At 67.5% G+C, this 14,919-nt stretch carries 1 protein-coding gene (only partly in view); it reads left to right on the forward strand.

Annotated elements, in window-relative coordinates:
- On the forward strand, positions 1 to 14,919 hold the 5' end (the start) of the coding sequence (locus tag ACIQWG_RS38215; RefSeq protein ID WP_404104886.1) for a lonely Cys domain-containing protein. The gene runs 28,428 nt beyond the window's last position; 14,919 of the gene's 43,347 nt are visible here — the first part of the coding sequence; the start codon lies at positions 1 to 3; its stop codon lies off the right edge, out of view.

A 14,919-nucleotide genomic window follows, 5' to 3' on the forward strand; every position in this document is an offset into this window, starting at 1 on the left:
ATGGAGGACCAGTACCCCGACTTTATCGCGCCCAGCCCTGCGGAGAGCCTGGCGTACCTGGTCATGGTGGGCGAGAAATTCCCCTCGGCGTCGTCCAACTTGGCGCTGTACACCTACCAGATTTTCGCGGAACTCCCAGACCAGCTGCGTTTGCTGCAGGGTTACCTTGTCGATTCGGTGCAAGGGCTCAGCGAGGCACTGCCGGACAGCGTGATCGAGCAGTACCGCCGGGTCATGTCGACGCTCACCGGGATGGACGGGGGCATTGACCATCTGCAGCAGTTCATAGATCACACCGCCGGTGTGTCTCAGTGGCTGGTCGAGCAGTCGCAGCAGATCATGAAGTCGAAGTTCGAAATGATCATCGAGCTGTCTCTGCTGCTCATTGAGCTGGCTGCCATCGCGGCCCTTTCGTTTTTTACCGGTGGGCTTGCCCTGATCGAGACGGCGGCAGCCAAAGCCAGGACCACGCTGATTCTGCTGCTGCTCCTGCAGCAGTTGCTCCAGGCCGCGCATCTCCTGCCGCTCATTACCGAGACTTTCCAAGAGGCGATGGTCGACCTCGTCGCTCAGCTGATCATGATGTCTCCGGCTGTCGGCGACCCTCGCCGGGTGAACAAGATCGACTGGAAGAGCGTCGGAAAGAGCGCGCTGATCGGATTCTTCGCCGGCCTTTTCATTGATATTTTCACAACGTTCAATCCATTCAAGACGTTCTTTAAATTCATCGACAACAAGTTCGCCAAGGAATTCACGTTCGAAGTCTGGAACATTGTCGGACAGGGTTTCGGTGAGGGCCTTGCAGAGTTCCTCGGGGTCGGCATCGTCGACGACGTATGGGAGTTGGACGGGGACACCGTCACCGGAGGCATGCTCAGCGCCGCGACCACGGATATCTTGTTCCTTACGGCCGACGCGGGCGGCGCAGGTCTACACAATATTTGGAAGAACGGGGGCCTGGGCGGCCCCGTCAACCCCCTGCCGTCGCTGGGCAATCCGCTGGGTCCTGGCGGTGGCGTGGGGTTGGGCGGAAGCGGTCTGACGGCCGGTGGCGGCCAGGGGCCCGCGTTGTACACGCCTCCGCTGACCCCGCCGGTCACTCCTCCCATGCCCCTCCCTCCCATGCCTGCCCCTCCCGGGGTTCCCCCTGTCGGTGGCACGGGCCTGGGTTTGACGGCCGACTACCCCGGCACCGTCCCCGTCCCTCGGCCGCCCATCACTCCCCCGTATACCCCTGTCGATTTCGGCGCAGGCCTGGACCCTGCCGCCGGCTACACGGGCCCAGTCCCCTACCCGCCGCCGCTCCCTGCGCAGACTCCCCCCGTATACGGTCCGCAGCAATTCGACAGCGGCTACACGCCGCTGCCGGGCGGAGCGGACCCCGTCGTCAACGATCCCATGACTGGGACGGGCCTGACCTACTCGGGCATGGACCCCGTCAGTACGTGGAAGTCCCCGGAACCGCTGTGGAGTTCATATGACAGCGGGCGGGCTCCACTGACCGCTAACGCGGTCAACCCGGACATCGTCAGCCCGCGCCCACAGCGGGGCGGCATCTTCCTGGACGGACTCCTTCAATCCTGGGAGGGCTACGACGCGAACGGGCTGGGTACCGCGGGCGACGGCACGACCGTGCCACCCACGTCCGGCGGGTCACCCACCGGAACGAACGGCACCGACCAGACTTCCAGGCCCGACACCACAAGGCCCGCACCTGCCGGTGACGGTGAGCAGGTCCCGGACACCTCGTCGGTGGATACCGAGGGAAGGCCGCTGGACAGCGGCCACACCATCGGGCAGGGCCAGGGGGTCCGTCAGCCCATGGATGCCGATGGTCGCACCATCGGGCAGGGCCCCGACGCGCCCTTCACGCCCGCGCCCACGCCCGAGCCGCGCGCGGTCTCGGGCACGCCCCACGTCCCCGACACGGCCGGCAGCACATCGCCGAAGCCGTCGTCCGCCACCGTGCACGGCCCCGCGGCCGACGGCCCGAACAGGTCGGTGACAGCGCCGACTGGCCCGGAGTCCGAGTGGGATGTCGCCCGCCGAAATTGGGAGCAAGCCAGGGCACAGGTGGAGCCGGAGCGGATGCCGGCACCGGTCCCCTCCGCTGCCGACCTGGATCTGCGCGTCGTGGACCACAACGGGGAGATGGTCGCGGACCTCACTCTGGAGGTGGAGTTCAGCAACGCCGACAGCGTGCCGCAGTCGGTCCTCGACGCGATGTGGGAGCACATCGAAGGGGGCGTGGAGGAAGAGATCAATGACAAGGGCGAACTGGACCGCCATGGCAACCGCATCCATGTGACCGTCCTGCCCGCAGCTGCCGGCACCGAGCCGCATGTGCGGGTGGAACTCGCGGGACCCGACTCCAACCTGCCCATGTCCTCCAGGCTCTGGCGGACCGATGCCACCCCCAAGCAGTTCGTCGACGCGATCACCCAACTATTCACACCCCTGCAGGCCACTGATCCGTCATCCGGTGCTCCGCACGGCGCCGTGGCCGACGGCCTGGGCAGGAGAGTGACCGCGTCGACCGGCCCGGTGTCCGAGTTCGATGAGGCCGCCAGGGCCTGGGAGCATGCCAGGGCACAGGCGGAGCCGGAGCGGATTCCGGCACCGGTCCCCTCCGCTGCCGATGTGGATCTGCGGGTCGTGGACCACAACGGGGAGATGGTCGCGGACCTCACTCTGGAGGTGGAGTTCAGCAACGCCGACAGCATGCCCGAGCCGGACCTGGACGCGATGTGGCAGCGCATCGGCGACGCCGTGGAACAAGGGATCAACGATCAGCAACGTCAGGACCACCTGAGTCGTCGGATCCATGTGACGGTCGTGCCCGCGACCGCCGGCGGTGAGCCGCATGCGCGGGTGGATCTCGTCAGCCCCGGCTCCAACCTGCCCATGTCCCCCAGGACTTGGCGGACCGATGCCACATCCGCACAGTTAGTTGCGGCGATCACCGACCTGATCCCGACACTGCACCAGGCCGCGGCGCGCCGAGAGACGGAAGGAGGGCCAGTCGCCGGCCCCGCGAGCCGGCCGGTGGACGCCCAGGAAGACAGCCTCCACACATCAGGCGCCGTCCCGGCGGCCGTCGCGACCGTGTCACAGGGCCCATGGTCCAGTTCCCCGGCCAAGGACCCTGCCGACACGGAAACCGCGAACCAGGACGGTGCCACTCCGCGCACGCAGACCGAGAGCGCCCAGGCGGACATGTGGTCTGGCCAGTCCGTGCCGGACACCCCTCTGCCTCCCGAAGCCAGCTCCTCGATCAGCGAGATCGACGGCTCCGCTGTGCCCGTCCTGTCGGATTCGGCGATCCCCGCCTCGACCGTTGGCAAGGGGCAGTCCTCCGGTTCCAAGCCGCGCGCGCCCAGGATGCGTGTGGATCACACGCCGCGGTTCCTGGTCCAGTCGGCCTTCGACGCGCGCCGTTTCCGGTTCGGGGAGGGAGTTGTCACCGATCTGACGCTGAGGGTGGCGTTCCGCCGTGGTGAAAGCGGTGTCGTCGAAGGTGTCTGGCAGCGGGTTCGTGAGGGCGTAGAGGAGGTCTACAACCGGCCGGGCCATCTGCTGTCGAACGGTGATCGGCTTCACGTATCGGTCGAGCTTGTTGAGGAAGGGGGTGAGGCTGAGCCGCACCTGGTGGTGAACCTGGTCGGCCCTGATGCACAAATGGACCAGTACACGTGGAGGGCGGATGCGTCGCCGCGGGAGATTGCGCATGAGATCGGACATGCGCTGGGCCTGCGGGAAGACCCTGTTCCGGGCAGCTTGATGGGCGACCCGCACGCGGCACCGCCGGAGCCGGACCTGACGCAGAGCGGGCTGCCTGGCCGGTACCAGCAGCTCCTCGAGGCGCTGATCGGTGATCTCGGCGAGCCCGACGGTGAGACTCAGAACGCGCTGGAGGACGCGCGTGCGGCGGCCACACCGATCGCGCGGAGTCATGTCTGGGTCGACCCGGTTTCGAAGCCGTCGGGCGATGCAAAGTCCGGTTGGATCGCCCCCCGACTGCCGAGGTCGTCGGGCAAAGCGGTATCGGACCGGCGCACGAGTATGGCCGAGCAACTCGACCAGCGCCGTGAGCCCCGTGTGGACACAGAACTTCCGCCTCCGCCGAAGAGGCCCCAGACGGCTGAGTTCACCGACGGAAGCCTTCCGCCCTTGCTCATCGACGCAATCGCCGAGGCACAGGCCGCTCTGCCGCTCCGTTCGCCGAACGAGTCGTCGCGCTTCGGGGCCGGCACCTTCCAGCTGCGCGGCCAGCGGCACGTGTTGGGCGAGATTGAGGATCGGCTGAACGCCGATCCCGACATCCGGCCCGCACCTCCTGCGGCCAACGCCCCCGCGGCCACAGCCCTGATGGCACGAGTGAGGGCAGCACTCTCCGGCAACCTCGACGCTGTGGCCGGCGCTGGAGCGCACTTCGACTACACCAACGCCGCTGGTGAACCACGGACATTGCGGCTGCAGATCAACCACTACGGGCAGTGGGAGCGATTCACCGACGCCGCCGGCGGATCGGTCAAACTGGGGGCTCGCACCCGATTCGTCCGTGGCACCGGTCGTGACCGCACCCGTGTCACGAGTCTCCCCATCGGTGTGTCGGCCGCGCTCTGGCCGACGCCCGGGGGAGTCGACCCGTTTGCCCGGCTCGGGATCTCCGCGACTCTGGAGAGGGGCGTAGCGTACGGCCTCGGCACCAGGGCAATGAGTGAGGTGACGACGTCCTCGAAGGGCGGCTCCCACCTTCTCCTGGACGACGCCTACTACACATTGACGGTCGAAGGCCCAAACGGCACGTCTGCCAACGACGGCGTCATGGACGGGTTCTCCGACCTGGGTGGGTTCGCGGTCCGCCACGGCCTTTTGCTCAGACTTCCAGACAACACGATTGACCAGCCGGCCGCCCATGGCTTCCCCGAGGTCATCGACTTGACAAACAAGGCGAGCCGGTACGCACGAGTCTCCGCCGTCCGCTCCTTCAGCCCTCTGGACGAGCCGCTGGCATGGACCGCGCAGCAACTCGGCGTCGCCCCCGGCAGCAGCGACGCGTACAAGAAGCTCGCCACCTTCTTCTCGGAGAAGTCGTTCCGCGAGATGGACCGGGTGCTCGCGGCCGGCAGAGTCGTCCTGCCGCCCCTGTACAAGGTCGGCGGTCGCCGACGGCACAAGCTGCTCCCCGCCGTGGAAGTGACCGCGGTGCCCGTGTCCGCCACCCTCATACTCGAAGCCGACAGTCCGGCGATCGAGGATGCCCAGGCATCGACCGTCACCATCAGCAGGACCATCTCGCAGGGCTCGGGCACCCACGTGTCGGCGACGTTCGGGCCGCAGCTCCGCTGGCCGAATCTCGGCCCGTCCGCATTCGGCATCCGCCTGATGGCGGGAGCCACCACCACCGTCGCCCACAAGCGCCAGAGGGAAGTGGGCATCGGCGGAACGGGTACCGCGTACACGGCGGCAACGGTCAGTGACGAGACGACTCGGACCTACTTGGTCCGGAGGATCGTCAGGGTGCGTGTTCCGGGCGTCGGCGTCCGGGAATTCCAGGTGTGGTCGACGGAGACCATGACACGGAACGAGGCGCGCCGACTCGCCGGCTGGGACGACGGGACAAGCCTGCGTGCAGCATCAGGCGCGCCGGAACCGCACGCCCCTTCCTACCTGACCGAGGACTCCCCCCCGACCCTGGGTCCCAGCCGCGTGAAGGAATTCCTCTACGAGGACGGCGCGTCCATCCGCGAGGACGACCCGCTCCAGCGTTCCTGGCTGGACCACCTCGCCGACCAGGCCCTGGCAGCGGTCGCCGCACATCACCCGGATCTGGTGGCCCCGGTCGCGGACCTCGATCCGAACCACCGCAAGTGGCGGCACCACCCCAGCCGCTACACGCGGGTGCTGAACAACACCCAGGCCGTCATCACGGCTTTGGCGCCGCAGAACGTGGGTGCCAACCTGGAGCGGCTGCTGACGACACGCCTGCAGATTCCGCTGGACGGGGACGGGCTCCTGACCAGCCGACACCCCTACCTCGAGATAAGCGCCGAGCTGACCGGCCGACACTACGAGGGTTCGCAGGGCGAGGTGGCCGGCACCTCTCGCCTAGTGGGCACCGAGCAGTTCGGGGCCGCGCGCAGCGTCGCCCGCGGCGTGACCGGTGGATTCGAAGTCCTTCTGTCGTTCCTGGACCCCCACGTCAACAAGATCGGCGCTCCGCTGAGCACCGGGAGCACCTTCCTGGGAGTCCAGGCGGGGCGCAGCAAGGAGCAGACCGTCGGTTACACGCCGTCCACTCGCCTTGAGATGGCCATGGCGGGCGGTAAACCGATGGTGGACTACAGCTACCGGATTGCCGTTCGTCTGCGCATGGGCTGGTACACGCGCCCGCGAGCCGGGCTCCGGGGCCTCTCCGTCGGAATCCTCGGTACCCGCTACTTCGTCTCAGCACAGGAACCCCAGCCCCTGCCGACGCCGGCCCCCGGCACCGAGGCCGAGCCGCTGTTGACCGGCAGGGTGCTGCTCAGCGTTCCGGGTGAGCACATCCCCGAGGCGGATCCCCACGCGCCGGACGCGCAGGAAAGCAATCCCTATCTGGGCCCGGCATACCGCGACGGGCAGTTCGACGTCCAGGAGATGCCCAGAGACCAGGCCCTCTCGATAGCCCTCGGCCACCCAGCACCCACCGAGGGGCTCTCGCCTCTCCGGCAGCACCCCGTGGTCAACCTGGGCAACGTCGCACCCCCACAGCTTTACGACACGCTGCGCAGGGTGTTGGCCAAGGCATCGAACGAATCGTGGAAGCTGGACCAGCCTGGCGCGCCGGCACGCGAGGCGCTGTGGCGGGCCCTTGAGCAGACGTATCTCTCCGCACAGGCTGACCAGTTGGCCAGTCCCTCCGGTATGAGGATCGCGGGCGGTCTTCCCCGGAACACCGTCTTGTGGCACAGGACGAATGTCACCGGCATGCAGGCCCTGACAGGCCCCGTCAAGAAGCCAGTTATGGCCATTGAGCTTGCGGCGTCGTCTGAGATCTCGAGCAGAGTGACCAGGAGCGACACCTTCTCGATCGGCGGGCGGCTGAGCAACTTCCAGAGTCACCAGGTGGGCACGGGCGCAAACAGCTTCTACGCCTTCGCCTTCAGCCCGTTGACGATGGACGCCAGCAGACATGTCAGTGTGAACCGCACGGCGACTCAGGTGACCATTCGCAGTAACGCGGACCCTCACGTTCTGGTGGCGGTGCACGCGAAGCATGTGATCGTGGCCGCATCGAGCACGGTCGGGCAATGGGCTGTCGGCCGGGACGGAGTTCCCAAGACGCTGGCGAACGTCGCGGGCGAGACGTTGCAGCTCCCTGGCGGTCAGCTGGTGGAAGTTCCCTACAAGAGTGCACTTGAACTCGGTTTGCTCAAGGACGGCCTGGACGTACCTCGGTACGAGACGCACCGATGGACGGACGACGGGCTGAATCTGTCGGGGTCGTTCCCTCTCGCGCCGCCCGACACCACTGCCGTGCTGGCGGATTTCCACGACAAGCTCACAGTGCTCGGCATGCCGGAGGCCGACCGCAGCCTCGTCTTCCAACTGGTCTCGGACCGGGTCATCAGCGCGTTCCACTCGGAGATGACCAAGGGCGGTCTATCGGTCCCCGGCCGGATACCGAAGCGCAACAAAGCGGCCGAAATGACTGAGGGTGCCCCAGTCACGCCGCTCGGGAGCATTCTCGACTGGATCGTCGAGACGCTTGACGTCGGTGCCATGAAGGTGACCGTTCGTGCCGAACTCATCCCCGACGCACCCTCGTTCGGCGGCCTAGATCACGCCACCTTGACCAACCAGCTCATCGCGAGCGAGACCTACACGGTCGGCAGCAGCACCACTACCGGGTCGCAGCTCGGCTTCATCCAGGCACATTTCGCACACACCGACCACCACCACCCCGTAGCGCCAGCTGCCGGACCCAACTACCGCGTCACTGCCGACCGCTCCACAACTGTCGCGACCAGCGGATCCGTGACGACGGAGCACGAATCCACCATCAGCTTCACGGGCCCGTACGCCATCCTCAACAGGCCCCACAGGCTGCGCCTGACCCTGACTCTTCTGGGTACGGCAGACGAAACGGGCCGTGCGGACGACTCGGCCGGCCCGCGGCCGATCGTCGCCGAGGCTCCGGCCGGCACCATCACCGAGTTCATCCCGCTGAGTCGGCTGCGGCCCGTACTCACGGAGGATGCCCTTTCCGCCGGATCTGTGCCAGAGGTGCTGACCGCGCCCGCACCGTTGCCCACGCCCGGCCCCGCCCGGTGGATCCGCGACGGACGACAGTCCATCAAGGACTGGTTGGTCGTTGAGCACCCGGACGGCTCCTTCAAGCAGTTCGTTCCGCAGACCGGAGCCTTCCTGGTCAGTGATGTCGCGGTGGGGCGGGAACGCATCCTGGAGGCGAGCCTCCTGGCCGTCGCCAAGGCGTCTGGGGTCTCGTTCGATCCCGAGGCCCCCGACCGTCTGGCCCGGATCGACACGGGTCTGACGGCGCGGGGTGGTGTCGCCGCCGGTGCGTTGGAGAAGGGCACCGTAGAAAGAGCGCTCGTCGCGTTCTTCGGACAGGCCGCCTCGACGGACGGCTACAGCGTACCGGGCCTTTTCCAGGACAGTCTGATGTCGCTGGACAGGGTGAAGGTGAGCCTTGCCCTGCACTCCAAGCTCGACCTGTCCAAAGCCACGCTGTTGTACGTCTCGCCGGAGTCGAAGCAGTCCTCCAGCCTTACCCTCCCGCCGGACAACAACAGCCAGTCCGTAGGTGTGTCGAAGAGTTCGGGAGCCCAGAGCGCTCTTGGCGGCGGCTACTTCCAGGCCACGCCCTACGGTGTGGTCATTCCCGGCGTGTCCGTTCCCGGCCTGGGCGGCGCGGACCTGGCGGGGGCCTCGGGGAACGAGGATGCGGGGCAGTTCACCAAGCTCGACGACCAGGGCCCGGCGCGTTCCTTCCAGTTCGCCATCCCGGCCACGTGGCTGGCCGCCGCCGACGTGCGATATCACACCGAGGACGGTGCCCTTGCCCGGGCATTGTCCGGCCCCTTCGGCCGGACTGCGCCGGGGCCCCAGCACTTCGAGGCCGATGCGGTCGTCGTCGCCTGGGTACGCGAGGACGCCGCCCGCGCCCTCGGCCTGATCACCGACACCAACTTCCCGGAGGAAACCGCCAAGGCGTGGGACGCCGTAACAGAGTCGACAAACGCCTTCGTCACGGCGGACAAGGCCTACTGGGAACTGCGCCGCCTCAAAGGCGGCGAATCCTTCGACGCCCTCACCAAGGAACAGGAGCGTCTGAAGGCCGCGGAGCGTCAGCTGGACACCGCCCGCCGCCACGAGCGCACCGCCGCGCTCCAACTGGACGCGGCGCTGGACACCGTCGAATTGGCGGAGCGAGCGGTCTTCGACGCACGACAGGCGGTGCAGACCGCAGAGTCAGCACTGGACACGGCGCTGCGGGACGCGGGTGACACGAAGGGTGAGTCTGGTGACTTGTTCTCTCTCATCGGCCGCCTCGACGAGGAGCTGGAAGGGGCCATAGGGCGCCAGGTGGCGGCCGAGGACGACCTCAGGAACACGCAAGCCGCCGTGCGGACCGCCCAGCGGCGGTACGAGACGGCCGAGCAAGCCGTCGGCGCGGCCCAGGGCAAAGTCGACGCTGTCACCGACGTCGTGGAGAAGGCGGCGACTCGCCGCAGGGAAGTCGTCGAAACCCTCGAGGACCTGCGCAGCAAGGCCGAGGCGGCGGCGGCCGAGATGCATCGGGTCCGCGGCGCCGCGGACCTTCTCACACGCTGGCACCAGCTCCGCGCGACTGAGGAAGGACGAGAGCGCCTCGGCAGCACACCCAAGCCGGCAGAGGTGACCTTCACCGGCCAGGAAGCCGCAGAGCCCCGCGTGGCGGCCCGCTACGAAGTGATCACCGACAGCGGCAGCGAAAGCGCCGCGGGCGGCGACACCGGGAACAGCCGGGCAACGGAGCTGGTCTCCCCCTCCGGCGACCGCTACGCACTGTTCGATGTGCCCCAGGACGGCGACTGCTTCTACCACGCGCTGGCCGAGGGACTGCACCGCATCGATCCGGCACTGCTCACCTCCGGCAAGTTCTCCCTGAACATCAGCAGCCGGGATGCCCTCGTCACCTCACTGCGCTCGCTGATGGCGCGGCAGCTCCAACGCGGGAGGAACGCCGACCTGCGGCCGAACCTGACCCCGGACGACGGCGATACCTTCACCCGCGACGACCTGGCCTACGCGTCCGTCGAGCTGCCGGCAGAGGGCACCTCCGAACGGCGTGAGTTCGACGCGTCGGGGACGCTCGCCCCCAACGTGATCCGGAACTTGTCCGAGGACAGCCGTATCAAGCTGGCCGCCCGCCAGCTGCTGCGCGAGGGCAGTGCCGCAGCCGGGTCCGGCTGGAACCACAGCGCGTCCGACCTGCTGCCGTTGCTCGCCGCCCGTACGTTCGGCGTGCGGCTCACCGTCGTCGACAAGAACGGCACGGCGCACGAGTTCGGGCCCGGAAGCCGAACCGGGGCAGACGGCACATCGGGCCGGGCTGCCCGCTCCGTGCCCCGGCTTCTCCTGCACCTGGACGACCGCAGGCGCAACCGCCGCCACTACCAGCTTGCCGTGGCGCCCGGTGACCTTGATGCCACCACACCTGGTCTCCCGCCGCCCGAGCCCGCGGCGTCCCCGGCCCCGGTATCCCCGACCACGTCGAGGCGCCCCGCATACACCAGGCCCCCATGGAAGCCCGCGCGAAGCGCACGGGCTGGTTCGGCGTTCAGCGGTCCCCGCTACGACGCCGCCACCGACCCCTCGGTACTGAAGGGTCCCGGGGGGCAGGTGTACGACCTGATCGCCCCTGCCGGGAGCGGCAATCGCTTCTACACGGCAGTGGCAGAGGCCTTGGGCTCCACGACGGAGCCCAACCCGACCAGCACCGGAGCCCGCAGCGCAACCGCAACGGACAGGGCGAGGCACATCGCCGGGCAGTCCGAGGCACAGCGCATGCTGGAGCTGTCGCCCGTCGAACGCACAGCGCTCCTCATGGCCCGGCAAACCGCTGCCCACCCACTGCCGTTGGAGGGGGCACGCCTCGATCCGGAAGCGGAGTTCCATGAGAAGGAGCTGAAGGGCCCCGAACTGAGCCTGGACGTGGAGCAGTACGAGGCGCTGAAGCGTGATCTCGTCCGCCTCGGAGGCCGCCTGCCGGCCTGGCTGCGCGAACAGATGGACCGACCCGTGGAGGAGCACCTCCTGCGGTCGCACCTGCTGTCGGCACGCCGATGGAACCGTTCCACCACGCTGCTCGCGGCCGAGTCCACAGCGTGGACGCAACGGATTCAGCTCACCTTGGTGCTCGAGAACGGCAGCAGCCACACCTTCGGTCCCGAGAACGCCCAGAGCGTGGTCGTGTATGAGCGAGGCGGCGAGTTCCTGGCCGCACGCCCGCGCGCCGGCGGTGGCGAGGTTCGTGGGGTCGTAAAGGGTGGGACGGGCTATGCGGTGGGTGTGGTGCCGGAGGGTCTGCTTGTTGAGTCGCAGAGTGCGGTGGTGGAGTACGCCGACTCGGACGACGACGGTGACGCTGACTCTGTCACCGATGGTGGGGACAGCGCGGCGGGTGCGGTTGGTGTGCCGGGCGGGGTGGTTCGGGGTGGGCGGGGTACCGAGGAGGCTTATGCGGCTTATCTGAGGGATATGGATGATCCGTCGCGGCGGTCTTCCGCGCGGGTTCATCCGGTGCTGGCGGAGGTCTTTGGTTCCTCCGTGGCCTCGTCGGCGGATTATGTCCAGTGGGCGCAGGGTGAGTATCTGCGGAGTGTTGAGGCGCTGGAGCAGGTGCTCGCGCGGAGTGATGCGGGTCGTGAGGGGCCGCTGACTCGTGCTGAGCTGGATGGTGTGGTCCGGGTTGTGCTGCGTGTGGGCGCGCAGGAGGTGGACCTGGATCGGTACCAGGAGTTGCTGGATCTGGTTTCCGCCGCCGTTGAAGGGGGGCGGGCGGGGAGTTTGGCGGCTCTTGAGGCGTTCTACCGCGATTCCGTGAAGCTCTCGCAGGGGGCTGAGCGTGGCGACGGGACAGACATCGCTGCGACCGCGGACGGTGAGAGTGCTGGGCAGGACGCGGATGCTTCGGCGGATGTTTCTGCGTCCCCCCAGGCCGTGACGTTCTCTGTTTCTGGGGCCGGTAATGACGGGGTGGGGCTTTTTGCGGCGGGTGCGAGTGTGGGGCGGAGGGGTTCTCGGGGTGGGGTGGGGTCTGGCCGGTCGGGTGTGGGGTCTGGCCGGTCGGGTGTGGGTGGTGGCCGGTCGGGTGTGGGTGGTGGCCGGTCGGGTGTGGGGTCTGGCCGGTCGGGTGTGGGTGGGTTTGATGCGGCGGCTGCGTTGGTGGTGGCGTTCGGTCCGAGTGTGTGGCGGTCTGCGCGTTATGCCGAGTACGTGGCTGCTGTGGGGATATTGGAGCGGGTGCGTGCGGGGGATGAGGACTGGGCTGGTGGTCCTCTGGATCTTTCGGCTTTGGCGCGGCGGGTGGTGTTGCACAAGGATCAGCCGGTAAACGTTGAGGCGAGGGATGTCGAGACGTTGCTGGATCTGGTGACGAAGGCGGCCGGGGAGGGGCGTGCCCATAGTTTGGCGGCGCTTGAGGCTCGTCATTACCAGGATCTGGGTGCTTATGATTCGTCAATTTATCCGAACAGGATCGTGACGCCGTGGGGGCCGGTGGCCGGCCGTAACTGGACGGGTGTTAATTTCGGTGTGATCAATACCGGCCAGACGGCGGTGTTCGAGGAGGACAGCGCCGGCAACCGTGTGCTTTCCGGTCAGCAGAAGGCGGCGAAGTGGCCGGCGGATTCGTTCTTCGTTATCGGCGGGGGTGAAATCGGTGGGGCGACTCTCGCTGAGCTGGTGAAAAATGATCCGGACCGGCCTTCGGACAAAGACATTGTCGTGGTGGTCTCCGGTTTCGGGTCCGGGGACATGGGTGCGGCCCGGTTTTTGGCGGCGGAGACGAAGCGGGTTGTCTGGTCCGCTGATGGTCCTGTGCATATCGCCGGTGCTGGTGAGGTGGGAGCGGCTCATGCGGCGCTGTCCCTTGTCAACAAGCCTGGGGTTCCCTGGCTGAACTGGGTGCCCGGCCGTGGTGAGGAGGCGTTCCCGCTTCATGAGAACACGTCGTTCCTTGCCATGGACGGTAATCAGGTAACGCGTGTTAAGTACAGTGACGTCAATATTAAAATGATGCTGAGTGCCGACGGAAAGGAGGTTATTGGTTTCCATGCGATCCCGGCGGTCGATCTGCTCCATCTTCAGGGGATCTATCCGCCGGACGGTATTGAGGCGGTCCAGACGTACGAGGACCATGCCACCGGTCGGCACTATCTGCTTCCTTACCGGCCCGGTGCCGTTGTGGGATTCCATGGGCATCCCGGCGAGGGTGAGGTCCATACAAAGGGCGGCAAAGTTTTCAAGCTTTCCCCTTCCCAGGTTTCCGGTTTCATGGCGCGGTACAAGAAGTCGATTATTGCTGCTTTGCAGCGTCGGCCTGATCAGCCTTTGCTGGTATGTGTGTGCCATGCGATGAGCGAGCCTCAGAAAATGGAGCGGCTGATCGATCTCCATATGGGTCAGGCGGTTACCGATGCCATCGGTTACCGTGCGGGATTCGGTGGAACGGAGAAGATTGGATACGACGGGGACCCCCAGACGGCCCGGATGCTTCTTCATAAGTTCCCTGACGGCAGTTCTTCCCAGTTCGTGGTCACCTGGCCCTATCCCAGCGAGGGGGACCTCGGCCGACTAGTGCAGGACACGAGGCTGGACCAGATTGCTGGGGCCCACGTGGAACGGCCGGGTGACGTGGTCGGTCCGCTGGAAGAGGGCAGGCCGATGGTGCAGCGGCGGCTATTGCGCTGGGTGTCCGCCCTGCGGCGGGGGCTTAACCGGCCGGACCTGGGCTCGTTGGGGGCTGCGAGTTCCCCGCACACGCTGCCCCTTCTTCATGGAGCGGCGGCACTGGAGCACTTCCGCCTGCGGGATCCGCAGTACGGCTCGCCCGCGGGGCTGGTGACCGAGGCGGAACTAACGCTCATGCTTCAGGTCTACGTCCAGCACCGGTCGCAACTGGCAGGCATGAGCCAGGCCGACCAGCTCGAGGCCATGGTCAGGGAAGCGGAAACGGTCGCCCGGGCCGGCCTGGCCCCCACGGTGACGGAGTTCGTCACCCGCTCGCCCGCCGCAACCCCTCAGCCCGCAACCCCTCAGCCCGCGACTCTTCAGGCCACGGCATCCCAGACACCCCAGGCCACGGCGCCCCAGGCCACGGCGTCCCAGGCCACGGCGTCCCAGGCCACGGCGTCCCAGGCCACGGCGCCCCAGGCCGTCGATGCCGATGGTGACGTGGTAATGACGTTCTCCGCTGGTTCTTCGGGTGCCCCGGACCCCCGGTCCTCGGTTCTGGTCCGTGACGGCGACGGCCGCGATCTCGCCGCCCTGCCGGACAGCACGCCGGGCTTGGACGACGCGACCGAGGCCTGGGCGGCCTCGTCCATGTTTGACAGCAGCCTTCTGGCATCCTCCACGGCTGACGAGGCCATCGTGGCCGACCGCATCGTGGCCGACGCAGAGTCCGGGGCTCACACCATGGTGGGGCCGGCACGGACCGTCAGCAGGCCTCAGGGCGCCACTGCCGCGCAGAACGAAACCGGCAACGACGACGGCGGCAAGCCTGCGGACGCGCCCCGCACCGCTGGTCCGTCCAGTCGGCGCACCGCGTCCCCGCGGGCGCCCCGGTCCGGCGCCGGCCCGGTGCACTCCGCTCCGCACCGCCGACGTGCCGTCGGCGACTTCATGGCCGCACCCAAGGAATTC

The organism is Streptomyces sp. NPDC098781, from assembly GCF_044759995.1.
Lineage (GTDB): Bacteria > Actinomycetota > Actinomycetes > Streptomycetales > Streptomycetaceae > Streptomyces.